The following is a 21,426-nucleotide window of genomic DNA, read 5'->3' on the forward strand; positions in this document are numbered from 1 at the left end:
GCGCACGCCATCCGGGGCTGACAGGGTTGCGCTGAGGTGCGACCGTGGCGGGATGCTCGAGGTGTCCCCGTCCCGGTCGCGTCGTGTCGGTGGCGGGTGGCGTGCCGTCGTCCCGGTGGTGCTGCGCTGGGGGCTGCCGGTGCTGTGGGTGCTGTGGGCGCCTCTGGCCTGGTGGGTCGAACCGCGTGAGTCGACGGAGGCCCAGCTCGACCGGGATCTCGCGGCCGGCCGGGTGGTGACCTTCCAACGGGCGCAGGGTTGGGCCGACGACGGCGCCTACTGGGGCAGTCGACCGGATCTGCGGTACGCGGCAGACGGCGCGATCCTGGCGTGGACGGTGCCGAACGGTCAGACCCGGTACGCCTTCGTCGGCCCGCCCGCCTCGGCCTCGTACCCGGGTGAGCCGGATCTGTCGACGAACGCCGGGCTGGACGCGCGGCTCGCTGCCGTGGCCGATCCGTGGCAGGCCGGCGGCGCCCTCGCGCAGCGGATCGCGGGCGTCGCCGGTCTGCTCGCCGGTGTGCTGACCGTGCTCTGGCTGGGCCGCTTGATCGGTGGTGCGCCGCCGTTGGTCGGCACCCGGTGGTTCTGGTTCTGGGTCGGGCTCCTGCCGTTCGGGGTGGGTGTGCTGGCCTGGACCTACCGGGAGCTGTGGAGACCGCCGCCGGTGCCGGTGCCCGGCCGGGGCTCGGGGTGGCGTGGGCTCGGTTGGTTGATCCTCGCCGCAGTCGGCATCAGCCTCCTGGTGTCCGTTGCCCGCATCGTGTTCGGGACGACTGTGGTGCCGGGCTGAGCCGGTGGTGCCCGGCCAACCGGCCCCGAGGTCGGCGACGGTCACCTACGGTGACGCCATGGACCCTTCGGCGGTCTGGCGGGACCGGCAGCACCGGTGGCGGATCGAGGCGTACCGCGCGCCGGATCTGCGCTTCGCCATCTACGCCACGAACGGCCCCACCGAGTCGGTGCCGCTGTGGCTGTTCGGGATGTCGGCGCTGGCCCGGTGGCTGATGACCCACGCCATCTCGCTGGACGACCTGGAGGTCGACTGAGCGGGGGCGCGGTCGCAAAGCGGGCCCGCGATGCCCCCCGCTGCGGTTGAGTGACCTCAGGCGGCGGACGGGGGTGCGCGATGGGCGGTCAGCTCGGGCAGTTGGCGTTGGTGGCCGTGCTGGTGCTGGTCAACGCCGCGCTCTCCGGCAGCGAGATGGCGCTGGTGACCCTGCGGGAGGGGCAGTTGCGGCGGCTGGGTCGGCGCAGCAGTGCCGGTGACCGGTTGGTGCAGCTGTCCCGTGACCCGAACCGCTACCTGGCCACGATCCAGCTCGGCATCACCCTGGCGGGGTTCCTGGCCTCGGCGGCGGCCGCGGTGTCGTTGGCCTCTCCGTTGGTCGGGCCGTTGGGTTTCCTCGGCGGGGCGGCGCGTCCCGCTGCGGTGCTGCTGGTGACCGTGCTGTTGACGTTCGTCACGCTGGTGTTCGGGGAGTTGGCCCCGAAGCGGCTGGCCATGCAGCGGGCCGAGCGTTGGGCGCTGCTGAGCGCCGGCCCGTTGGATCTGCTGGCCCGGGTGTCGAGACCGGCGGTGTGGCTGCTCAGCCGGGCCACCGACGGGGTCGTGCGGCTCGCCGGTGGTGATCCGCGGGCCAACCGGGAGGAGATGACCGAGGAGGAGCTGCGGGAGATGCTGGCGAGCCAGCGCGGCCTGTCGGCTCAGCAGCGGGAGATCCTGACCGGCGCGTTCGACATCGCCGGCCGGACGCTGCGGGAGATCCTGGTGGCCCGGCGGGAGGTGACGACGCTGCCGGCCGGTCTGGCCGCCGACGAGGGGGTCCGACAGCTCGCCGCCGCCGGGCGGTCCCGCGCTCCCGTCACCGGCCCCGGCGGCCTGGACGAGGTGCTCGGGGTGGTGCACATCCGTGACCTTGTGCGGGCCGGCACCGCGCCGGTGGGTGAGCGGGTCCGGGCGCCGCTGCTGCTGCCGGTGACCCTGCCGGTCGCCGACGCGATGCGTCAGCTGCGCCAGGAGCATCAGCAACTGGCGCTGGTGGTCGACGAGCACGGGGGCATCGACGGCATGGTCACCATGGAGGATCTGCTGGCCGAGGTGGTCGGCGAGTTGTACGACGAGACCGACCGCGACGTGCGCGGGGTCGTCCGGGAATCGGACGGGTCGCTGCTGGTGCCCGGTGACTTCCCGCTGCACGACCTGCCCGACCTGGGAGTGCGGCTGAGCTTCCCGCTGTCCCGGGACTACACGACGGTGGCTGGTCTGGTGCTGGCCCGACTGCGGCACCTGCCGGACTCCCCGGGTGAGACGGTGCGGCTGCCCGGGCTGACACTGGAGGTGGTGGAGGTCGCCGACCGGGCGGTGCGCCGGGTGCGGCTGTGCGGGTTCGTCACCGAGCGCTGACCGTTCACCCAGAAGGTTGACAAAAGGTCCAAATCGTCACAGCGGGGAAAGTGGCCCGCCTACCGTGCCAGACGTGAAGGACCGAGGGTTGCGTACGTTCGTCACGGTGCTGGCCGGCCTCGCGGTGATCTACTTCGGCAGCGCCGGCCGCAGCCCCGAGGAGGGCCGTGGCATCTCCGGCGGGGTGGTGGTCCTGGCGTTGCTCGCCGCGCTGCTGGTGTGGCACCTGACCCGCCCCGGGGACAAGACGGTCAAGTGAGCGCCTCAGCGGGCGGCGACGCGGGTGACCTCACCGGCGGACTCCTCACCCAGCGCCACCCGCACCAGCGCTGACGCGAGCCGGCCGAAGTCCGGTTCGTCGACGAGACCGGCGAGCCGGTCCGGGGACCCCGGCAGGCCCAACCGCTTCGCCCCGGCCAGGGCCCGACGGTCGGCGTACGGGCGCACGTCCGACCAGACCGTCTGCGCCTCACGCAGGTAGATGTCCGCGCCGGTGGGGCCTATGCCGGGGAACTCGGTGAGCCGCCGCCGCAGCCCGGCCGGGTCGCCCTGGGCCTCCCGGTGCAGGCGTCGCAGGTCACCGTGCCAGCGGTCCAGGCACAGCCGGGCGCCGGTGCCGAGCATGGTGGCGGTCCGCTCGTCGTAGCGGCGGTAGTGGCCCCGGCCCAGCGCGTCGACGCGCTCCTGCCAGCTGGCCGCCTCCATGGCCTGTGGGGTGCGGTAGCCGGCGGCGAACAGCTCCCGCGCGGCGTCCACCGCCACACACGCGCGGATCCGGGTGCTCAGCAGCGTGGTCAGCACCAGCAGCTGATACAGCGGCCCCGGCCGGTCGGAGAGCCGGATGCCGGCCTCCTCCGCGTACGTGCGGCCACGCCGGTCGAGCAGCACCCGCACCACACTTCGGTCATTGCCCACCCCGTCCGGTTACCCACTTGAGACACCGCTAGCCGTCGCACCGCCGACCGTCGCCGGAATGCCACCGGGGCGGGCGGGTATGCCAAGCGTGGAGGCGGTCGATGCCGCCCCCGTACCCGGAAGGGAGACACCGGTGGTCAATCCGCAGCAGGAAGAGTTCCGGCGCAACGCCAAGGGCGCCACCAGTCAGGACAGCAAGGGGCCCCAGCCGACCGGGCACCCGCTCAACAGTGGATCGTCGCGCGGGGACGCCGGTCGACCGGTGCCCAAGGGGCAGGTGTCGCCGTACGGCCCGGCCGGTGAGCCGGTGGCCGAGGACGACAGCGACACCCGCTGACCGGTGAGCTAACGACCGCGGGCTGGCGGCCGCCGCAACCTGTTCCAGGTGGCGGCGGCCGCCAGTCCGTACGCGAGGTGCGGGATGATGTCGGAGATCCAGTCGGAGCGCCGCCACGTACGCGGGTCGCTGATCCCCAGCACGGTGATCGACCCGTCGGTCATGGTCATCACGCCCGCGCCGAGCAGGCCGGTGGCGACCGGCAACGGCTGACGTCGACCACCGGCGTAGAGCGCGAACCCGACGCCCGCGGCGACGCCGAGCCCGTAACCGATGAGCGGCCCGAGGCCCGAGCGGCGGTTGGCCGCCCGGGCCCCGTTCCCCAGGTCCACGTGCGCGATCCCGGCCAGCCGGTCGACGGTCTCCTGGGGGACGTCGCTCTCCGGCCGTCCCCGTAGCGCCATGTCGAGGTAGCTGACCACGTTCAGGGCGGTGCTGCCGACGGCGCCCGCGATCGCGCCGTCGGCAACGTCGACACTTCTCACTTCGGGTCGCCCGGTTCGCGCTCGCTCTTCGGGCCGTACGTCCGCTCACCGCGCACCACGCCCCGTTGACCGCGATCCTCCTGGAGGATCCGGTTCGCGACCTGGTTGGCCTTGCCGTCGGGTACTCGGCGCCCGGAGTCGTCGATCGCGTTGCGCAACCGCGCCCGCTGCTTGTCGTACGCGTTACTGCCCGGCCGTGGTCCTGGCATCTGTGCCTCCTTCGTCGGTCTGGGCACCTGGTGCTGCCCACCGTCCGCTGGGCGTACCGCGGCCGTCTACCCGTCTGGCGGCGGGCCAACCCCGGGGGCGCTACTGGGGAGCACGGACCACGACGACCGGGCACTGCGCGTGGTGCAGCATCGACTGACTCACCGACCCCAGCAGCAACCCGGTCACCTCGCCGCGCCCGCGCCCGCCGACGACCGCCAGTTGGGCGGAGCGGGACGCCTCGGCGAGCACGCTGCCGGGTCGGCCGTGCACCACCTGGCAGGTCAACCGCAGACCCCGGTGGTCCTCGGTGAGCCCGGTCAGCCACCCGGCGAGCATCCGCTCCTGCTCGCCGCGCAGCTTCGCCTCGTCGTACACCAGGGGTTGCATGTCGCCGGGGCCGCTGCTGCCGGGGTGTCGGTAGGCGTGCAGCGCCACCAGCGGCACGCCGAGCGACACGGCGGTCTCGGCGGCGAAGTCCGCCGCCCGCCGGGAGGCGTCCGAGCCGTCCACGGCGACCAGCACCGGCTCGTCGGGTCGTTGCGTGCCGCGCGCGACCAGCACCGGGCAGTCGGCGTACGCGGCGACCTGCACCGCGACCGAGCCGACCAGCAGCGCGGAGAACCCACCCAGCCCGCGGTCGCCGAGCACGATGAGCGCGGCGGTGGGGGACTCGCCCACCAGCACCGCGGCGGCCTCACCGTCGATGATCTCGCCGGAGATCGACAAGCCGGGCACTGTCGCCTCCGCCTCGCGCACGGCGGCCTCGACGAGTTCCTCGGCGCGGTGGCGCAGCCCACCGCCGGGCGGCGCGTCCGGGGCGGGGGAGACCGGTACGTGCAGCAGCGGCCAGATGAAGCCGTGCACGACCCGCAGGGGTCGGTGCCGGCGCGCCGCCTCGGTCGCGGCGAGACGCACGGCGCGCAGCGCCGACTCCGAGCCGTCGACGCCGACCACCACCGCCGCGTTGTTCGCCGAGTTCACCGCCCACCTCCGCTCGCGGCCAGTATCGCGGGCGCGGACGCCCTCGCGCCGCGATACCGCTGAGCACGTCGGTGTCGGTACGCTGGCGACGACCGGGGAGGGAGCGCCGCCGATGGGTGAACCGGACCAGCCGAGCACCGCTCGCATGATCGATTTCTGGCTCGGCGGGCAGCACCACTTTCCCGTGGACGTGGCCGCCGCCACCGCGTTCGAGCAGGCGTACGGGCCGTGCGCGCCGGTGTTCCGGGAGCTGCGGGCGTTCCTGGGCCGGGCGGTGCGGGCGATGGCCGCCCAGGGCGTGGACGGGTTCCTGGTGTTCGGCGCCGGAGTGCCAACGATGGGCAACGTGCACGAGGTCGCCACCGACGCGACAGTGCTCTACACCGACGTCGACCCGGTCACCATCCGACTGGGACAGAGCATCCTCGCCGGCAGTGACCGGGCCGGCTACGGCTTCGGCGACGCGACCGACATCGGCACCGTCGACCCGGCGCAGCTGCACCGTTTCGTGCCGGGCTGGGGTCGGCGGCCGGTCGGGGTGGTCTTCCTCGGTCTGGCCGCGTTCCTCGACGACGCCACGCTGACCCGCACCCTCGACGAGCTGTACGCTGCCGCGGCGCCGGGCAGCCTGCTCGCCGTGGACTTCGACACCGAGGAACTGGCCGGCCACCCGCAGGCGCTGGCCATGATGGGACCGCAGTTCCGGATGCGTCCACCGGCGGCGTTCGCGCCCCTGCTCGGTCGGTGGGCGCCGACGGCGGACGGGATCGTCCCGGTGGCCGAGTGGCGGCCGGAAGGCGCGCCGGCACGGGTGCCCGACGCGTTCCACGGTGTGCTCGCGACCCGCGCGGAAGACTGACCGCGCCGATCGTCGGTCCGGGAGCGTCCGTATGATGCTTGCCCTATAGCAAGCTTCTGGGGAGGACGACGATGGTGGACGCGCCGGACGTGGTGTCGCGCGCGTTGCGCGAGGCCCCGCCCGACCAGTTGGCGGAGGCGGCGGACCGGGCGATCCGGTCGTCGATGGGCGCGCTGCGCACCGACGTCTTCGTCGCCGACTACCGGATCAGCGGCCTCTGGCCGGTGCTGGACCCGGACCTGCCGGCGGGCGGGTTCCTGGCCTGCCACACCATGGCGCAGCGTTGCTTCAGCAGCCAGCAGCCGGTACGCGACGGTGAGGGCCCCTGCCGGCTCTACCTGCCGTTGACGGTGTGGGGGGAGCGGCTGGGCGTGCTGCTGATCGAGCTTCCGTCAGTGCCGAACGCGGCGGTCACCGGTCGGGCGACGGACATCGCCGGCACCCTGGCGGTGGCGATGCGCGCGGCGGACCGGGAGACCGACCGTTACCGACGGGCCCGCCGTCGGGAGCGACTGACGATGGCCGCTGAGATGCAGTGGGACCTGCTGCCCGGTCGCGGGGTGTCCCACCACGCGTTCGATCTGGCCGGTCAGCTCGAACCGGCGTACACGGTGGGCGGTGACCACTTCGACTGGTCGTTGGACGGCGACCGTCTCACCGTGACGGTGCTCAACGGCGAGGGCAGTGGGTTGGCGGCGTCCCTGTTGACCGCCGTCACCGTCAACGCGATGCGCAACGCCCGGCGCTCCGGTGGCGGCCTCGTGGAACAGGCCGAGCTGGCGTCGGACACGGTCTTCTACCAACACCGGGGCGCCCGGTACGTGGCCACCCTGCTGCTGGAGCTGGACACTCGCCTCGGCCGGGTGCGGGCGGTCGACGCGGGCTCCCCCCATCTGTTGCGGATGCGCGGGTCCACTGTCGAGCCGATGAAACTGGACCAGCAGCTGCCGCTGGGCATGTTCGCCGAGACCCGCTACGAGCTTCAGGAGATGCAACTCGCTCCCGGTGACCGGCTCTTCGTGGTCAGCGACGGGGTGTGGGCCGCCGAGCCGCCAGGTCAGGAGCCGTACGGGCAGCGGGTGATGGCTCGTTCCCTGCGCGCCACGCGGCTGCAGCCACCGGCCGAGGCGGTTGGTACGGTGATGCGCGAACTGCACGCCTATCACGCGGATTCCGATCTGCGCGACGACGCCGTCGTGGTCTGTCTGGACTGGCACGGTCCGCGCGAACGGGGCACGGGGTGAGAATCGCCGCCGCGTTGCCGGGCGGGCACCAGCGCGACGACGGCAGGGGACATCAGGTGGAGCGACCTGCGGATCTCGCCGCGGCGATCGACGCGGCCGCCGGGACGTTGATTGCCGTACTGGACTCGGCCGCGTCGCGACACCAGGTGCCGCCCACCCAGCTGAGGGTGCTCACGCTGATCAGCGGTCGACCGGAGACCAACGTCAACGGGTTGGCGGAGTTGCTGGACGTGGTGCCCTCGTCGGCGAGCCGCCTGTGTGACCGACTGGAGGCGACCGGGCTGTTGCGTCGGGTGGCCGATCCGCGGGACCGGCGGGAGGTGCGGTTGGTGCCGACCGCCGCGGCGCTGACCCTGTTGGGGGAGCTGGCCGCGCGGCGGCAGCGCGCGGTGCAGGCGGTGCTGGACCGGATGCCGGCGCGGATGCAGCACGAGCTGCTGTTGGCGCTGGCGGGGTTCGCTCGGGCGGCGACCTCGGTGCCCGAGCAGCAGACCGATCCCGCCGTGCAGACGGCCTGAGCGTCGTCCCCGTCTTCCACTAGTATCCTAGGACGCTCTACGCGTGGTGATCCACGCCACAGTGCGGCACAGCCGCACCGACAGCCCGGCGGCGGCGCCCGGCCAGCGAGAGGAAGCCCGATATAGTGGCAGCGCACCTACCCGGCCCGCGATCATCGAGATCGCGGGCCGCATCAGGGGAAGGGGCCCCGCCCGGGGCCGCAGGGGAGAGCCGGCACTGGTCGGCCCGACAGCGCGCACGACCCTCAGCCGCGCCCGGCGTCGGCCGGGGGCCCGCGTGCCGTACAGGAGGATCGGTGTCGCGTCGGCCAGCTCGGGCAGAGCAACCGCGGGACACCGGTGACGAGACCCCCGGCAACCAGGTGCTCACCCTGCCCAACCTGATCAGCTTCGGGCGGCTGCTGGGCGTGCCGCTCTTCCTCTACCTGTTCCTGGTGGCGCGGGCCGACGTGGCGGCGGTCGTGGTGCTGGCCATCGGCGGCACCACCGACTGGGTCGACGGCTGGATCGCCCGCCGCCTGCACCAGGTGAGCCGCCTCGGCGAGCTGCTCGACCCGCTCGCCGACCGGCTCTACATCCTCGCCACCCTGGTCGCCTTCACGGTGCGGGAGGTGGTGCCGTGGCAGTTCACCGCGGCGCTGCTGGCCCGTGAGGTGCTTCTGCTCGCCTCGCTGGCGGTGTTGCGTCGCTACGGGTACGGGCCGCCGCCGGTGCACTACGTGGGCAAGACCGCCACGTTCCTGCTGCTCGCGGCGTTCCCGGTGCTTCTGCTGGCCAGCGCGGCGACCGACGTGGCGACGGCGGCGAGCGCCATCGGGTGGGCGTTGGCCTGGTGGGGTCTGGTGCTCTACTGGGTGGCCGGCGGGATGTACGTCGTGCAGGCGGCCCGGCTGGTGCGCGCGGCGCGCGGCCCGGGAGCGGCGGCGTGAGCGCGCCGCGGCTGGGAAAACCCGGCCAGGACCGGGTGTACGCGCCGGACTTCCTCACCGAACTGTTCCGCAACCCGCTGGATCCGGGGTACGCGGACGCGGCTGCCGCCCGTCGGCGCTCGGCGGAGTCCGCTCCGGCGCGCGGGTGGCGGGCCCTGCCGGCGCGGTCGGTGAGCCTGGTCGTGGTGGTGATGCTCGGGTTCCTGTTCGCTGTCGCGTACCGGCAGACGATGGCGGACGAGCCGGGCCGGAGCCAGGCGCGCTCGGGTCTGGTGGCGCAGATCAAGGAGCGGGAGAGCCAGACCGACCGGTTGTCCACGCGGGCGGATCAGCTGCGCGAGGAGGTCAGTCGGCAGCGGGACGCGGCGTTGAGCGGGTCGGCCGCCGCCCGGTTGCGCAACCTGGAGGCGAGCACCGGGCTGGGTCGGGTGCGCGGTGACGGTGTGGTGGTGCGGTTGGCGGACGCGCCGGACAAGGCGGACGCTGTCACCGGCGCCGGCGCTGGGCCGCCGAGGGTGCTCTACAGCGACCTGCAGGGGGTGGCGAACGCGTTGTGGAGTGCCGGCGCGGAGGCGATCGCCATCAACGGGCAGCGGTTGACGTCGACGTCGACGATCCGGTCGGCGGGTGAGGCGATGCTCGTGGATTTCCGGCCGGTGACCGGGCCGTACGAGGTGTCGGCGATCGGGCCGGGTTCGATGAAGCGCAAGTTCGAGGACAGCCGGAACGCGGCGCTGATGCGGAAGGTCGCGCAGGGGACGGGGTTGTCGTTCGGTGTGCGGGAGGCTGATGACCTCACCCTGCCGGCCGCGCCGGAGCCGCAGCTACGCTACGCCAAGCCGTCGGTCAGTCCGAGCCCTTCCGCGTCGGGTGTCCGGTCCGGCAGTCCCGGGTCGTCCGGTCCGACGACCACTGTTAGCCCCTCCGGAGGTGGCCGATGATCGCGGTGTTGGCGTTGCTCGCCGGTGTGGTGCTGGGCGTGTGGCTTGATCCCACGGTGCCGGCGGCGTTGCAGCCGTACCTGCCGATCGCGGTGGTGGCCGCGTTGGACGCGGTGTTCGGTGGGGTGCGGGCCCGGTTGGACCGCATCTTCGACGACAAGCAGTTCGTGGTGTCGTTCATTTCGAACGTGCTGGTCGCTGGTCTGATCGTGTATCTGGGTGACCAGTTGGGGGTGGGTGGGCAGTTGTCCACCGGTGTGGTCGTTGTGCTGGGTGTGCGTATCTTCGGCAACGTGGCGGCGATCCGTCGGCACCTTTTCCGGGCGTAGGTTGGGTTGCGATGAGTGACGAGCAGACCGACACGGGGACGGGGTGGCCGCAGCCGGCGGGTCCGGTGCGGCCGGGTGGGCCGGCGGGTGAGCCGGATCCCCGCCCGGATGCGCCGGATCCGGACGAGTTGAGTCCGTTGGCGCCGCAGGGGCCGGCGCAGCCGTCGGAGGACGAGCCTGCGGCGGAGCCGGGTGTGGAGCCTGTCGACGATGGTGCGACGGTGGACCTGAGCGCGGTGTCGCGGTCTCCGGAGCCGGTCGCGGGTTCCGACGGGTTGGCGGAGCCGGTGGGGGAGTCGGCGGCGCCGGTGGTGGCTGGTCGGTCCCGGTGGAGTGCGGCCGGGGTGATGATCGCCGCGTTGTTGGCGTTGCTGGGGTTCACGTTGGTCGTGCAGTTGAAGACGACGTCGACGGACCCGACGCTGGGGGCCACCCGGCAGGAGGACCTGGTCCGGATCCTGTCGGACCTGGATGCGCGGGAGAATCGTCTCCAGCAGGACATCCGGGCTCTGGAGGACAGTCAGCGGCAGTTGCGCTCGGGTGAGCAGGGTCGTCAGGCGGCGTTGGACGAGGCGACGCGGCGGGCGGACGAGTTGGGCATCCTGGCGGGGACGTTGCCGGCGGTGGGCCCGGGGTTGACTGTGCAGTTCGATGCCGGGGTGAGGCCGATCTCGGCGAACCGGGTGTTGGACGCGGTGCAGGAGCTGCGTGGTGCGGGCGCCGAGGCGATGCAGATCTCGGGTGGGGATCGGGCGACGGTGCGGATCATCGCGTCGACGTATTTCCTCGATGGGGACAACGGGTCGTTGATGGTGGAGGGGCGTCGGTTGTCGGGGCCGTACACGATCACGGTGATCGGTGATCCGGCGACGATGCGTACGGCGTTGAACATTCCTGGTGGGGTGGTGGCGTCGGTCCGGGGTGACGGCGGTAACGTGACGTTTGGGGAGCGTGAGGTTGCCGAGGTTTCGGCGCTGCACGTGCCGATCAAGTTGGAACACGCCCGTCCGGTCTCCTGACCGGCGCGGCCGCGCCGGACCCGGGTGGTCCGGGGCACCGATGGATGAAGGACGCGTCTGGTGATTCCCGAGGATCTGCGATACACCGCCGAGCATGAGTGGGTGGCGGGTGACGGCACGGCTTCGGTCCGGGTCGGCATCACCCACTTCGCGCAGGACGCGCTCGGCGACATCGTGTACGTGCAGTTGCCCGAGGCGGGTGCGGTGGTCGCGGCCGGTGACTCGTTGGGTGAGATCGAGTCGACCAAGAGCGTGTCGGAGATCTACGCGCCGGTGGCCGGTACGGTGGCGGCGCGCAACGACGCGTTGGCTGACACGCCTGAGCTGATCAACACTGATCCGTACGGTGAGGGTTGGTTGGTGGAGATCACGCCGAATGATCCGACTGCGACGGATGGGTTGCTGACGGCGGCCGCGTATCAGAAGATCACCGAAGGCTGAGTGTGCTTGATCCGGTGCGTGGGATGTCTGCGCGCGTCCGGTTGCCCTGCATTTCGGCGCTGGCTAGGCTCGCCCAGTCGACCGAGAACCCAATAGTTGAGCGTTGCGGAATTGCCTTCCCGGGCACGGGGAGCCAGCCGCCGGGTGTTCAAGTGCCCGGCGGCCAGACCCGCCATTACCCGACGCCGACCGAACAGATCCGTGAGGTGGTCCCATGACGCGGCCAGACGACGAGTTCCCCCCACTCGACGTCACTTCGACGCTCAATCTCGGTTCGCTCGACGAAGTGCTGGAGGGGCCGGATACCGATGTGGTGCCGAGCCGGATGTCCGGTTCGTTGCCGCCGGGTATGGCGCTGCTGGTGGTTCGTCGAGGCCCGAATGCGGGTGCCCGGTTCCTGTTGGACCACGATGTGACGACCAGTGGCCGGCACCCGGACAGTGACATCTTCCTGGATGACGTGACGGTGTCGCGTCGGCACGCGGAGTTCCACCGTGATGGTGGGACGTTCACGGTGCGGGACGTGGGCAGCCTCAATGGCACGTACGTCAATCGTGAGCGGGTTGAGGCGGCCACGTTGAGCAATGGTGACGAGGTCCAGATCGGTAAGTTCCGGGTGGTGTTCATCGCCGGTCCGCGCCCGGAGGAGGAGGCCGGCCGGGGGTGAACGAGCCTGCGGCCTCCATGTCACCCGGAGCGGCTCGGTCTGAGCCGCTGATGAGCATCGGTGAGGTGCTTGGGCAGTTGCGGGTGGATTTTCCGGATACCACGATTTCGAAGCTGCGGTTTCTTGAGGCCGAGGGTTTGGTCGAGCCGCAGCGGACGGCGGCGGGTTACCGGAAGTACAGCTGGGACGATGTGGCGCGGTTGCGGTTCGTGTTGACCGCGCAGCGGGACAAGTACCTGCCGTTGCGGGTGATCCGGGAGCAGTTGGCCCAGTGGGATTCGTCCGGTGAGCAGCCGGGGCGGTCGCGGCCGGCGTTGGTGGCGGTTGGTCCCGATGGTGCGGTGCCGGGTCGTGAGTTGGCGGAGCCGGCCGAGTCGTCGCAGGTGCGGCTCGGCCGGGCCGATCTGGTGGCGCGCAGTGGCGTTGACGAGTCGACGTTGGTGGAGTTGGAGCGGCTCGGTGTGCTGGTCTCGGATCCGCCGGGGTGGTATGACGCGGATGCGTTGATCATCGCGTCGGCGGTGGCGGGGTTGGCGGCGTACGGGTTGGAGCCGCGGCACCTGCGGGGTTATCGGACGGCGGCGGACCGGGAGGTCGGTTTGTTCGCGCAGTTGGTGGCGCCGTTGGCGCGGCAGAGTGATCCGGCGGCGCGGGCGCGTGCGGCGGAGACGGCGCGGGAGTTGGTGGCGTTGTCGGAGCAGTTGCACGCGGCGTTGGTGCGGGTGGGTCTGCGGTCGACGTTGGGTCGGTGAGGGTGCCCGGTGGGTGGCGGCTGAGCGGAAAGATCTCTTCCGGGAAGCGTGCCGTAGGCTTGCCGGGGTAACCCCTTTTCGGCGCGGGCGTGGTGCTGTAGCGCATGGGACGGCCGTGTTGCGGTCCGTGTACCGTGCAGGGAAGGGCGCGGTGCGGCGTAGGTGACAACGACACGGAGGCGGCGGTGCGCGAGCTGAGCGTGGTCGGAGTTCGGGTGGAGCTGCCCAGCAACCAGCCGATCGTCCTGCTCAGGGAGGTCGAGGGGGACCGCTATCTGCCGATCTGGATCGGCGCGGTCGAGGCCACGGCTATCGCTTATGAGCAGCAGGGGGTCAAGCCGGCCCGGCCGTTGACGCATGATCTTCTGCGGGACGTGTTGGCGGCGTTGAAGGCGCCCTTGCAGGCGGTGGAGATCACCGAGCTGAAGGAGAACGTCTTCTACGCGGATCTGTTGATCGGTGACGGGGTGCGGGTGTCGGCGCGGCCGAGCGACTCGATCGCGTTGGCGTTGCGGGTCGGTGCGCCGATTCGTTGTGCGGAGCAGGTCCTCAGCGAGGCGGGGATCGTTATCCCTGATGAGCAGGAGGACGAGGTGGAGAAGTTCCGCGAGTTCCTGGAGCAGGTGCGTCCGGAGGATTTCGCGGGCTGAGGTGTGCCTGGGCTCGGTTGGTGATCTTTCTCGGTGGCTGCGCGGCGTGTCGCGTCGGTTCCTCCGTGGTAACCCCTGACGGTGGCGATAGGGTTTCCATGTCGAGGGGTGCGCGTCCCGGAAACGATGCGTCGCCACACTGACGGGGAGGTTGTCCGGATGCACGAGCCGCGGGATTCCGATCCGGGTGCAGGGTTCGACGAGTCGGGTGCCTCGTCGCCAGGTGTGGCGACTGAGGGTGACGGTTCGGTTGGCTACCGGGGTGTGACGGCCTGCCACGCGGTGGGCATCAGTTACCGGCAGTTGGATTATTGGGCGCGGACGACGCTGGTGGTGCCGAGCGTTCGGGACGCCTCGGGTTCGGGGACGCAGCGGTTGTACTCGTTCCGGGACCTGGTGGTGTTGAAGGTCGTGAAGCGGTTGTTGGACGCGGGGGTGTCCCTGCAGAACATCCGTAAGGCGATCGAGGCGTTGCGGTCGCGTGGTGTGGAGGATCTGGCGGGGATCACGCTGATCTCTGATGGGACGACGGTGTATGAGTGCCGGTCTCCGGAGGAGGTGGTCGACCTGTTGCAGGGTGGCCAGGGGGTCTTCGGCATCGCGATCGGTGGGGCTTTCAAGGAGATCCAGGGGTCGTTGTCGCATCTGCCGGCGGAGCCGGCGATGAGCGGCCCGGCGGAGCCGGCTGTCACGTCGGGGCCAGACCCGGTGGGTGACGAGTTGGCGGCGCGGCGGGCGCGGCGGCGCGCCGGCTGACCGTTCGGTCTTTCGGATTTTTTCCGGTTGTTTTCTCGCGACCGTCGGTGACGGTTGTGGGGCTCTTTCGGCCGCGTCGGTCCACTGTGGATACTGTGGGTGTCGTGTCGGTGGCCCATTGTGGAGATACCCGTTGGTAGTGGTGACGCACCGTGGCGGCGTGTTGTCGGGAATCCGATAAGGGGGCGCTGACCGGGGGCGGTTGACACGCTATGGTCCCTCACGGTTCTGGACCCTTCACCCCCGGAAGGAACGACCGTGACGGTTACGGAAGAGACTGCTCCCGCCTCGCACTACGACCGCATTGGCGGTGCCAGCTCGATCAAGGCGGCGGTTGAGCTGTTCTACGACAAGGTGCTCGCGGACCCGGAGTTGGCGGGCTATTTCGCTGACGTGGACATGGCCGGTCAGCGGCGGCACCTGGCGTTGATGTTGACCGTGGTGCTGGGTGGCCCGAACGAGTACACGGGTCGCGGGTTGGCCGAGGCGCACCAGCCGTTGAACATCACGGCGGGGCACTACGCGAAGGTGGGCGAGCACCTGACGGTGACGCTGACCGAGTTGGGTGTGCCGGCGGACATCATCGCCGATGTGCAGACAGTGCTGGGGCAGGTGCAGGGCCAGGTGGTGTCTGCCGGAAACAGGTCGGGCGCCTGAGCGTGGACGCGGCTCGCCTCAAGCAGAGCTGGTCGGTGGTCGCCGGTCACGGCGACCAGGTGCCGCTCTACTTCTACTCGACGTTGTTCCTCGCTCATCCCGAGACGCGGCAGATGTTCCCCACGAACATGGCCGGTCAGCGGGACCGCCTCGTGACCGCGTTGGGTCACATCGTGTCCAACGTGGACCAGGTGGATGGGCTGGTGGGTTTCCTGCAGGATCTCGGCGCGGATCACCGCAAGTTCGCGGTACGCGCGGAGCACTACCCGGCGGTCGGTGAGGCGCTGGTGGCGACGTTGCAGCATTTCCTCGCCGAACAGTGGACCGACGAGTTGGCTGCGGACTGGACGGCCGCGTACGGGTTGGTCGCCCAGGTGATGATGGAGGCCGCGCAGGCTGCTGAGGCGGTCAATCCGCCGTGGTGGGTGGCGGAGATCGTGGCGCATGAGCGGCGGGCGTTCGACGTGGCGGTGTTGACGGTGCGTCCGCAGTATCTGTTGCCGTTCACGCCGGGTCAGTCGATCGGGGTGTCGCACCCGTCGGTGCGGTCGTGGCGGTACTACTCGCCGGCGAACGCGCCGCGCGCGGACGGCACGTTGGAGTTGCATGTGCGGGCCGCGCCGGGTGGCGCGGTGTCGTCGCGGCTGGTGTACGGGTCGGCGGTGGGGGATCGGATCCACCTGGCCGCACCGGTGGGGGACCGGCTGGGGTTGTGGTCGGCGGGCTCCAGTGACCTGTTGCTGTTGGTAGCGGGTACCGGTTGGGCGCCGGTGAAGGCGTTGGTGGAGCAGGTGGCCGCGGAGGGTTCCCGCCGGCGGGTGGACCTGTACGTGGGTGCCCGGTCCCGTAGCGAGTTCTACGACAGCGACGCGATCGACAAGTTGGCGTCGTCGCATCCGTGGTTGACGGTGACGTACGTGGTGGGTGCCGACGTGCACCGGCCGGGTGAGTTCGTGCAGGCGGTGGACCGGGCGTTGGCCGACGGTGACTGGCGGTCCCGGCACGTGTTCGTGTGTGGGTCGGACGAGATGGTGTCGCACGCGGTGCGGACGTTGGTCCAGGCGGGTTACCACGCGGGTCAGGTGCATCACGAGGGCCTGGGTACGCAGTGGTACGGCCCGGCGTGGCGGACGGCGGTGCAGCAGCCGGCTGCGGGTGACACTTCGGGAGGTGGGCACAGGTGAGCGCGACGAGTGAGCTTGCGAGCCCGGCAGTCGCGAACGGAGGTCTGCGCAGGTGAGTGCGACGCCGATCAGTCGGTATGACGGGGTGCAGGTTTCCGGCGGTGTGCAGGTGCGGATGACCGCCGATCGGGTTCGGCGGTGGGAGTTCGGTGCGGCGTCGTTCGCTCGGCGGGGTTACGACAACGCTGACGTGGACCGGTTCCGGGTGCAGGTCGCTGACGAGTTGGACCTGTTGGCGACGCAGATCGCGACGTTGCGGGCGGAGAACGAGCGGCTGACCGACCGGGTGGAGTTGCACCGGCACGGGGTGATTCCGAGTACGGGGGCGGCGGCGAAGGTCCCGGCGGCGCGGGAGGTGAATCTGCTGTCGGCGGCGCAGCGGGAGGCCGAGCAGATCATCGCGCAGGCGCATGACTACGCGCGTCGGGTCGCCGAGTACGCCCGGGTGCAGTACGAGAGTTACCTGCACGCCGCGGAGGCCGAGGCGAAGCAGGAGGCGGAGCGGGCGGTGGCGGAGTACCGCAGCGCGGCGGGGTCGAGCTTCGACGACACGGTGGCGACCCGGGAGGCGTTGCGGATCTTCGGCGAGATGATGGTGTCGCACATGCAGGCGGCGGCGCGGCACCTCGACGACGGCAGTGAGCAGTTGGCGCGCACGATGGATCGGATCGCGGCGGAGACGCCGGGGGCGCCGTTCGTGGGTGGTGTGGTGGGCCAGTCGGCGTTGCCGCGGCACCAGCAGCGCTGAGTGGTCGCCGGGGTGGGGTTCGCTGAGGTGGACCCCACCCGGCGCGCTGGTGGCGGTGGCATAGTCGGAGGGGTCAGGCGGGGCTGACCGGTGGCCCGCCGTTGGGAGAGGCGCCGTCGTGTCGGTATCACCGTCCCCGTCCGGCGGGTCCGCGGACCCGCTGGCCGCGTTGGAGGCGTCGGCGTGGGCGCTGGCGGCCGCGGTCGGCACCATGAGTGACGCCCTGTCGGCCCCGCTGGCCGAGGTCCTCGCGGCGTCGCCGCACCGCAGCGCGGTGTTGGAGGCCGCTGGTCTGCTGTCCTGGGTGGGTGGGGCGCCGGTCGCGCACCCGTCTCTGGTTCCTGCCGACGGGCCGACTGGGCGCAGCGCGGTGCAGGCGCGGTTGAGTTCGCTGCGGCAGGCGGTCGCCGCGGCGGCGCAGGAGCCTTCCGGCGGGGGTGGGGCCGGCTGGGCGCAGGTGGACGACGAGGTGTTGCTGCATCAGGGTCGGGCGTCGGCGGCGACGGGTCGGGCGTTGGCGGCGCGGGTGGTTGCGGAGTTGCCGGGGCTGGCGCAGCGTTTGGACTCGGCGGACGCCCGGGTGTTGGACGTGGGCACCGGTGTGGCGGCGTTGGCTGTCGCCCTGGCCCGCGCGTTGCCCAGGGTGTCGGTGGTGGGTATCGACGTGCTGCAACGGGCGTTGGACCTGGCCCGCGGAGAGTTGGCCGAGGCCGGCGATGTCGCGGACCGGATCAGTGTGCGCCGTCAGGACGTCGCGGAGGTGGACGAGCCGGGCGGGTACGACCTGGTCTGGGTGCCGGCGCCGTTTCTTCCCCAGCAGACGTTGGCGCTCGCGCTGCCCCGGCTGGTGCAGGCGCTGCGACCCGGTGGCTGGCTGGTGGCGGGCACCAATCCGCCGGCGGGGGACCCGCTGCGGGCGGCCGTCGACAGGTGGAACGCCGTGCGCAACGGCGGCAACGCCTTCGACGCGGACCGGATGGCGCAGGTGCTGGCGGGGGCGGGGTTGGGTGATGTCCGGCGTTTTCCGACAGTCCCCGGCGGGCCGGTGCTGGTCGCCGCGCACCTCCCGGGCGGCTGAGGGCGGGGCGGGTGGTCAGCTGAGCCGTTGTTCGAGGTGGAAGGCGACCTCGGTGCCGGCGGTGCTCTTACCGATGGCCTTGCACAGGGCGGCGCGGATGGGCAGCCAGTGGGGGCCGGCGCCGGAGGGCATGAGGGTGGCGTTGAACGGGTGCCCGTCGATGGTGCCGGTGACCTTGACGGCGCGTCGGGTGCCGAGCAGGTTCGCGGAGTCGGGCACCGTCACGTAGGTGGCGAACGCGCCGTCCTTCTCGATGGGCGCGGTGAAGCGGTAGTCCAGTGGTTGCGGGTCCATCAGGTTCTCCTCGGCGCGGCGGGGTCGGTCAGCTGGCGGCGGCGCGGATGGCCTCGGCGATCGGGGTGGGCCCGTCGACGAGTTCCAGTGTCGCGCCGGTGGTGCGCGGCTCGTCGAGCAGGGCGGCGAGGACGTGGGCGACGTCGGTGCGGCTGATCGCGCCATTGCCGGCGTGTGGGGTGAGGGTGACCCGCCCGGTGGGTGGGTCGTCGGTGAGCCGGCCGGGTCGCAGCACGGTCCAGGCCAGGTCGCGGCCGCGCAGGTCGTCCTCGGCGGCGCGTTTGGCGCGCAGGTACGCCGCCCACACGTCGTCGGTGCCGGGGGCGGGTGGTGTGTCCACACCCATGGAGGAGACGAGCAGGTAGCGGTGGACGCCGGCGCGGGTGGCGGCGTCGGCGAGCAGCGCGGCGGCGGCCCGGTCGACGGTGTCCTTGCGGGCTGCGCCGCTGCCGGGGCCGGCGCCCGCGGCGAACACCACCGCGTCGGCGCCGTCGAGGTGATCGGCCAGCTGCGCGAGCGTGGTGTTTTCCAGGTCGCAGACGACGGGGGTGGCGCCGGCGGCGCGTAGCGTCGCGGCCTGGTCGGGGTTGCGGATCAGGCCGACGGCGGTGTCGCCGCGCCCGACGAGGTGGCGTTGCAACAGTAGGGCGATCTTGCCGTGGCCTCCGGCGATGACGACGCGCATGCGCCCAACCTACCGGCGCCGCGGGTGTGGGCGGGACCACCGGCTTGACCTTGACCTTCGGGTAACCCTGAGCCTGGTGGGTGCCGGTCGCCGTGACCGGCGCGAGGAGGATGGCGACGTGGGGCTGATGACCATCGGGGCGTTCGCCCGGGCGGTGAGGCTGACGCCGAAGGCGCTGCGCCTGTACGACCGGGTGGGGCTGCTGGTGCCGGCCGCTGTCGATCCGGAGTCCGGTTACCGGCTCTACGACCCGGCTCAGGTGCCGGTGGCGCGGCTGGTCGCCCAGTTGCGGCGGCTCGGCATGCCGCTGGCGACGATCCGGGTGGTGTGTGGCCTGGAGCCCGCGGCGGCGGCTGAGGCGGTCACCGCGTACTGGCGGCAGGTCAGCGCCGACACCGCGGTGCGCGCCCGGCTCGCCACCCTCCTCGTGGACCACCTGTCTGAGGGAGGCGCCACCATGTCCGACCCGAATCCCCCAGTTGCCGTCCGCTGCGCCGCCGGTTGTGACACCGGGCTGGTGCGTGACAGCAACGAGGACACCGCGTACGCCAGCGAGCGGTTGCTGGCCGTGGCCGACGGTATGCGGGGGCCCGGCGGTGCGGCCGCCAGCGCCGCCGCCGTCGAGGCCCTGAAGCCGTTGGCGCTCACCGACGTGCCGGCCGCCGACCTGCTGACGATGCTGGCCGGCGCGGTGAGTGACGCCGACCGCGCCGTGCACGGGTTGGCCACCGACACCGCCCAGCCGGTCACCACGCTGACCGCGCTGCTGCTCAGCGGTTCCCGGCTGGCGCTGGTGCACGTCGGTGACACCCGGGCCTACCTGCTGCGCGGCGGTGAGCTGTCGCTGCTCACGCAGGATCACACCTGGGTGCAGGCCCAGGTCGATCAGGGCCGGCTCGACCGGGACCAGGCCGCGACGCATCCGCAGCGGGCGGTGCTGGTGCGTGCCCTCGGTGGGGGCCGGCAGGTCGAGGCGGATCTGGCGTTGCGGACCGCGTTGCCCGGTGACCGGTACCTGTTGTGCTCCGACGGGCTGTCGGCGGTCGTCGACCGGGCCGAGGTGGGGGTGGCGTTGGCGGCGATGGACGATCCGGAGGACACGGTGCGGGCGCTGATCGACCTGGCGCGGGCCGAGGGGGCGCCGGACAACATCGCCTGCGTCGTCGCTGACGTCGTCGCGGTGTAGCCGTCGTCTGGCCACCCGCGTCGGGTGGGGCCGCCCACCCGACGCGGGGGCTCGGCGTTGGCGGACCGGTTGAGGCAGCATGGAGAGGTGATGGAGAGCTTCGACGCGTTGACCTCGCTGGTGGCCGGTGGTGGGGTGGTGGTGCTCAGCGGCGCCGGCCTGTCCACCGAGTCGGGAATTCCGGACTACCGGGGGCCCAGCGGGGTGGCGCGGCGGCACACGCCGATGACCTATCAGGCGTTCACCCGCGATCCCCTGGCCCGGCGACGGTACTGGGCGCGCAGTCACCTGGGCTGGCGGTTGATCGCGGGCGCGGCGCCCAACGCCGGGCACCGGGCGGTGGCCGGGCTGCAACACGCCGGGCTGGTCGACACGGTGATCACTCAGAACGTCGACGGTCTGCACGGTGCGGCCGGCAGCCCGTCGGTGATCGAGCTGCACGGGCGCCTCGACGAGGTGACCTGCCTGGACTGCGGCAACCTGACCTCCCGGGAGGAGCTTCACCGGCGGCTGCGCGAGGCCAACCCGGAGTTCGTGGCCCGCGTCGCCGCTGTCAACCCGGACGGTGATGTTGATCTCCCTGACGAGCAGGTGGCGGCGTTCCGGCCGGTGGACTGCGGGATCTGCGGCACCGGGATGCTGAAACCGGACGTGGTGTTCTTCGGTGAGACGGTGCCGCCGCAGCGGGTGACGCGGTGTTTCGCGGCAGTGGAGCAGGCCCGGTCGTTGCTGGTGCTCGGGTCGTCGTTGACGGTGATGTCGGGGCGCCGGTTCGTGATTCGGGCCGCGAAACGGGGCATCCCGGTCGCGATCGTCAACCAGGGGCCGACCCGGGGTGACGGCCACGCCACCGTCTGCGTCGACGCGCCGTTGGGCGCGGTGTTGCCCCAGCTGGCCGCGCGCGTCGGCGCCGGAGCCCCGCTCAAGGTGTGACAGCAGGGCCCTGGAGGCCCGGGGGGTAGGACATCTGCTGGAAACACCAACGCTGGTAGCGTTGAGCGCGCCGGTAACACCCACGTGGGAGAGACCGCCCGACAGCACGCAGGGCGGCGCCGAAGGGGCAAATCCTCCCCGGAACCTCTCAGGCAAAAGGACCTCGTGGGCAGGCACTGTGGAGTGCCCCTGTGGGTGCGACAGAGGGGGAGGCCGACACG

The 21,426-nt window shown here is 71.7% G+C and carries 29 protein-coding genes and 1 riboswitch; of the genes, 23 read left to right on the plus strand and 6 right to left on the minus strand.

The genetic code is table 11. The annotated features are described in order from the left end of the window. Nucleotides 1-52 precede the first annotated feature (52 nt). The 4 genes from NIE79_RS08145 to NIE79_RS08160 all read left to right on the plus strand — a co-directional run bounded on the left by NIE79_RS08145 (nucleotide 53) and on the right by NIE79_RS08160 (nucleotide 2,666). Nucleotides 53-793, plus strand: coding sequence for a hypothetical protein (locus tag NIE79_RS08145; protein ID WP_238677958.1), 741 nt, complete (start codon nucleotides 53-55; stop codon nucleotides 791-793). Between the two features lie 58 nt (nucleotides 794-851). Further along, a complete protein-coding gene (locus NIE79_RS08150; RefSeq protein ID WP_030327722.1) occupies nucleotides 852-1,049 on the plus strand; it encodes a hypothetical protein in 198 nt (65 codons plus the stop codon). Nucleotides 1,050-1,129: 80 nt separating this feature from the next. Continuing rightward, nucleotides 1,130-2,407, plus strand: coding sequence for a hemolysin family protein (locus tag NIE79_RS08155; protein WP_238677959.1), 1,278 nt, complete (start codon nucleotides 1,130-1,132; stop codon nucleotides 2,405-2,407). 73 nt (nucleotides 2,408-2,480) lie between these two features. Next, nucleotides 2,481-2,666, plus strand: a complete 186-nt coding sequence (locus NIE79_RS08160; protein WP_036410487.1) for a hypothetical protein — start codon at nucleotides 2,481-2,483, stop codon at nucleotides 2,664-2,666. A 5-nt stretch (nucleotides 2,667-2,671) separates the two neighbouring features. On the opposite strand, the gene NIE79_RS08165 is transcribed toward NIE79_RS08160, so the two are convergent. Beyond that, nucleotides 2,672-3,322 (minus strand): hypothetical protein, encoded by a 651-nt coding sequence (locus NIE79_RS08165; RefSeq protein ID WP_091397931.1) that lies wholly within the window; start codon nucleotides 3,320-3,322, stop codon nucleotides 2,672-2,674. Nucleotides 3,323-3,455: 133 nt separating this feature from the next. On the opposite strand from NIE79_RS08165, the gene NIE79_RS08170 reads away from it, so the two are divergent. Continuing rightward, nucleotides 3,456-3,659 (plus strand): hypothetical protein, encoded by a 204-nt coding sequence (locus NIE79_RS08170; protein WP_196923073.1) that lies wholly within the window; start codon nucleotides 3,456-3,458, stop codon nucleotides 3,657-3,659. Between the two features lie 8 nt (nucleotides 3,660-3,667). Here NIE79_RS08170 and NIE79_RS08175 read toward each other — a convergent pair whose 3' ends face one another. The 3 genes from NIE79_RS08175 to NIE79_RS08185 all read right to left on the minus strand — a co-directional run bounded on the left by NIE79_RS08175 (nucleotide 3,668) and on the right by NIE79_RS08185 (nucleotide 5,335). Next, nucleotides 3,668-4,144 (minus strand): hypothetical protein, encoded by a 477-nt coding sequence (locus NIE79_RS08175; protein ID WP_238677960.1) that lies wholly within the window; start codon nucleotides 4,142-4,144, stop codon nucleotides 3,668-3,670. Beyond that, nucleotides 4,141-4,353, minus strand: coding sequence for a phosphatidylethanolamine-binding protein (locus tag NIE79_RS08180; protein WP_088948250.1), 213 nt, complete (start codon nucleotides 4,351-4,353; stop codon nucleotides 4,141-4,143). Before NIE79_RS08180 ends, NIE79_RS08175 begins: the two co-directional genes overlap by 4 nt. Before the next feature lie 100 nt (nucleotides 4,354-4,453). Then, the gene (locus NIE79_RS08185) at nucleotides 4,454-5,335 is read right to left on the minus strand and encodes a universal stress protein (protein WP_238677961.1); all 882 of its coding nucleotides are present in this window, start codon (nucleotides 5,333-5,335) and stop codon (nucleotides 4,454-4,456) included. 112 nt (nucleotides 5,336-5,447) lie between these two features. Here NIE79_RS08185 and NIE79_RS08190 point away from each other — a divergent pair, with 112 nt between their 5' ends. From NIE79_RS08190 to NIE79_RS33615, 16 genes are all read left to right on the plus strand, one after another. Continuing rightward, on the plus strand, nucleotides 5,448-6,194 hold the full coding sequence (locus tag NIE79_RS08190) for an SAM-dependent methyltransferase (protein WP_238677962.1): 747 nt from the start codon (nucleotides 5,448-5,450) through the stop codon (nucleotides 6,192-6,194). A gap of 71 nt (nucleotides 6,195-6,265) precedes the next feature. Further along, nucleotides 6,266-7,438, plus strand: a complete 1,173-nt coding sequence (locus tag NIE79_RS08195) for a PP2C family protein-serine/threonine phosphatase (protein ID WP_238677963.1) — start codon at nucleotides 6,266-6,268, stop codon at nucleotides 7,436-7,438. A 56-nt stretch (nucleotides 7,439-7,494) separates the two neighbouring features. Continuing rightward, nucleotides 7,495-7,956, plus strand: a complete 462-nt coding sequence (locus NIE79_RS08200; protein WP_238678061.1) for a MarR family winged helix-turn-helix transcriptional regulator — start codon at nucleotides 7,495-7,497, stop codon at nucleotides 7,954-7,956. Between the two features lie 296 nt (nucleotides 7,957-8,252). Next, nucleotides 8,253-8,885, plus strand: a complete 633-nt coding sequence (clsA, locus tag NIE79_RS08205) for a cardiolipin synthase ClsA (RefSeq protein WP_238677964.1) — start codon at nucleotides 8,253-8,255, stop codon at nucleotides 8,883-8,885. Next, the gene (locus NIE79_RS08210) at nucleotides 8,882-9,826 is read left to right on the plus strand and encodes a DUF881 domain-containing protein (RefSeq protein WP_238677965.1); all 945 of its coding nucleotides are present in this window, start codon (nucleotides 8,882-8,884) and stop codon (nucleotides 9,824-9,826) included. Before clsA ends, NIE79_RS08210 begins: the two co-directional genes overlap by 4 nt. Further along, nucleotides 9,823-10,155: a small basic family protein gene (locus NIE79_RS08215; RefSeq protein ID WP_030327710.1), complete on the plus strand. Its 333-nt coding sequence runs from the start codon at nucleotides 9,823-9,825 to the stop codon at nucleotides 10,153-10,155. The genes NIE79_RS08210 and NIE79_RS08215 overlap by 4 nt, the downstream gene beginning before the upstream one ends. Before the next feature lie 11 nt (nucleotides 10,156-10,166). Next, a complete protein-coding gene (locus tag NIE79_RS08220; protein ID WP_238677966.1) occupies nucleotides 10,167-11,174 on the plus strand; it encodes a DUF881 domain-containing protein in 1,008 nt (335 codons plus the stop codon). A gap of 60 nt (nucleotides 11,175-11,234) precedes the next feature. Then, complete coding sequence (gene gcvH, locus NIE79_RS08225) at nucleotides 11,235-11,615, plus strand: glycine cleavage system protein GcvH (RefSeq protein ID WP_091397961.1); 381 nt, start codon at nucleotides 11,235-11,237, stop codon at nucleotides 11,613-11,615. A 214-nt stretch (nucleotides 11,616-11,829) separates the two neighbouring features. Beyond that, nucleotides 11,830-12,282 (plus strand): oxoglutarate dehydrogenase inhibitor Odhl, encoded by a 453-nt coding sequence (odhI, locus tag NIE79_RS08230; RefSeq protein ID WP_007071101.1) that lies wholly within the window; start codon nucleotides 11,830-11,832, stop codon nucleotides 12,280-12,282. Between the two features lie 50 nt (nucleotides 12,283-12,332). Continuing rightward, a complete protein-coding gene (gene ftsR, locus NIE79_RS08235) occupies nucleotides 12,333-13,034 on the plus strand; it encodes a transcriptional regulator FtsR (protein WP_203121165.1) in 702 nt (233 codons plus the stop codon). A 185-nt stretch (nucleotides 13,035-13,219) separates the two neighbouring features. Next, nucleotides 13,220-13,684, plus strand: a complete 465-nt coding sequence (locus tag NIE79_RS08240) for a bifunctional nuclease family protein (RefSeq protein ID WP_030327706.1) — start codon at nucleotides 13,220-13,222, stop codon at nucleotides 13,682-13,684. Between the two features lie 159 nt (nucleotides 13,685-13,843). Then, nucleotides 13,844-14,440 (plus strand): MerR family transcriptional regulator, encoded by a 597-nt coding sequence (locus tag NIE79_RS08245; protein ID WP_238677967.1) that lies wholly within the window; start codon nucleotides 13,844-13,846, stop codon nucleotides 14,438-14,440. Nucleotides 14,441-14,698: 258 nt separating this feature from the next. Beyond that, nucleotides 14,699-15,097, plus strand: coding sequence for a group I truncated hemoglobin (locus NIE79_RS08250; RefSeq protein ID WP_238677968.1), 399 nt, complete (start codon nucleotides 14,699-14,701; stop codon nucleotides 15,095-15,097). 2 nt (nucleotides 15,098-15,099) lie between these two features. Further along, nucleotides 15,100-16,281 carry a globin domain-containing protein gene (locus NIE79_RS08255; RefSeq protein ID WP_238677969.1) on the plus strand — a complete coding sequence of 394 codons (1,182 nt, stop codon included), beginning with the start codon at nucleotides 15,100-15,102 and terminating at the stop codon, nucleotides 16,279-16,281. A 52-nt stretch (nucleotides 16,282-16,333) separates the two neighbouring features. Further along, complete coding sequence (locus tag NIE79_RS33610; RefSeq protein WP_112587029.1) at nucleotides 16,334-17,029, plus strand: DivIVA domain-containing protein; 696 nt, start codon at nucleotides 16,334-16,336, stop codon at nucleotides 17,027-17,029. 118 nt (nucleotides 17,030-17,147) lie between these two features. Then, nucleotides 17,148-18,107 (plus strand): SAM-dependent methyltransferase, encoded by a 960-nt coding sequence (locus NIE79_RS33615; protein ID WP_308193153.1) that lies wholly within the window; start codon nucleotides 17,148-17,150, stop codon nucleotides 18,105-18,107. A 15-nt stretch (nucleotides 18,108-18,122) separates the two neighbouring features. Here the strand turns inward: NIE79_RS33615 and NIE79_RS08270 are convergent, their stop codons facing one another. Beyond that, nucleotides 18,123-18,401, minus strand: a complete 279-nt coding sequence (locus tag NIE79_RS08270; protein ID WP_238677970.1) for a DUF1905 domain-containing protein — start codon at nucleotides 18,399-18,401, stop codon at nucleotides 18,123-18,125. Between the two features lie 28 nt (nucleotides 18,402-18,429). Then, entirely contained in the window at nucleotides 18,430-19,086 is a 657-nt protein-coding gene (locus NIE79_RS08275; RefSeq protein ID WP_238677971.1) for an SDR family oxidoreductase, read from the minus strand. 118 nt (nucleotides 19,087-19,204) lie between these two features. Between NIE79_RS08275 and NIE79_RS08280 the strand changes: the two genes are divergently transcribed. Beyond that, nucleotides 19,205-20,272, plus strand: coding sequence for a MerR family transcriptional regulator (locus NIE79_RS08280; RefSeq protein WP_238677972.1), 1,068 nt, complete (start codon nucleotides 19,205-19,207; stop codon nucleotides 20,270-20,272). Between the two features lie 90 nt (nucleotides 20,273-20,362). After that, nucleotides 20,363-21,205, plus strand: coding sequence for an NAD-dependent protein deacetylase (locus NIE79_RS08285; RefSeq protein ID WP_238677973.1), 843 nt, complete (start codon nucleotides 20,363-20,365; stop codon nucleotides 21,203-21,205). Between the two features lie 75 nt (nucleotides 21,206-21,280). After that, nucleotides 21,281-21,379: riboswitch (glycine riboswitch) on the plus strand. The last annotated feature ends 47 nt before the right edge of the window (nucleotides 21,380-21,426 follow it).

It is taken from the genome of Micromonospora trifolii, assembly GCF_022229005.1.
In the GTDB taxonomy this organism is placed as follows: domain Bacteria; phylum Actinomycetota; class Actinomycetes; order Mycobacteriales; family Micromonosporaceae; genus Micromonospora; species Micromonospora trifolii.

What these genes read in the sequence shown, in the direction of transcription:
- NIE79_RS08145 (WP_238677958.1), top strand. Translation starts at nt 53, where the DNA reads ATGCTCGAGGTGTCCCCGTCCCGGTCGCGTCGTGTCGGTGGCGGGTGG.
- NIE79_RS08155 (WP_238677959.1), top strand. Translation starts at nt 1,130, where the DNA reads ATGGGCGGTCAGCTCGGGCAGTTGGCGTTGGTGGCCGTGCTGGTGCTG.
- NIE79_RS08245 (WP_238677967.1), top strand. Translation starts at nt 13,844, where the DNA reads ATGCACGAGCCGCGGGATTCCGATCCGGGTGCAGGGTTCGACGAGTCG.
- odhI (WP_007071101.1), top strand. Translation starts at nt 11,830, where the DNA reads ATGACGCGGCCAGACGACGAGTTCCCCCCACTCGACGTCACTTCGACG.
- NIE79_RS08270 (WP_238677970.1), bottom strand. Translation starts at nt 18,401, where the DNA reads ATGGACCCGCAACCACTGGACTACCGCTTCACCGCGCCCATCGAGAAG.
- NIE79_RS08220 (WP_238677966.1), top strand. Translation starts at nt 10,167, where the DNA reads ATGAGTGACGAGCAGACCGACACGGGGACGGGGTGGCCGCAGCCGGCG.
- NIE79_RS08180 (WP_088948250.1), bottom strand. Translation starts at nt 4,353, where the DNA reads ATGCCAGGACCACGGCCGGGCAGTAACGCGTACGACAAGCAGCGGGCG.
- ftsR (WP_203121165.1), top strand. Translation starts at nt 12,333, where the DNA reads ATGAGCATCGGTGAGGTGCTTGGGCAGTTGCGGGTGGATTTTCCGGAT.
- NIE79_RS08195 (WP_238677963.1), top strand. Translation starts at nt 6,266, where the DNA reads ATGGTGGACGCGCCGGACGTGGTGTCGCGCGCGTTGCGCGAGGCCCCG.
- NIE79_RS08285 (WP_238677973.1), top strand. Translation starts at nt 20,363, where the DNA reads ATGGAGAGCTTCGACGCGTTGACCTCGCTGGTGGCCGGTGGTGGGGTG.
- NIE79_RS08215 (WP_030327710.1), top strand. Translation starts at nt 9,823, where the DNA reads ATGATCGCGGTGTTGGCGTTGCTCGCCGGTGTGGTGCTGGGCGTGTGG.
- NIE79_RS08275 (WP_238677971.1), bottom strand. Translation starts at nt 19,086, where the DNA reads ATGCGCGTCGTCATCGCCGGAGGCCACGGCAAGATCGCCCTACTGTTG.
- NIE79_RS08190 (WP_238677962.1), top strand. Translation starts at nt 5,448, where the DNA reads ATGGGTGAACCGGACCAGCCGAGCACCGCTCGCATGATCGATTTCTGG.
- NIE79_RS08150 (WP_030327722.1), top strand. Translation starts at nt 852, where the DNA reads ATGGACCCTTCGGCGGTCTGGCGGGACCGGCAGCACCGGTGGCGGATC.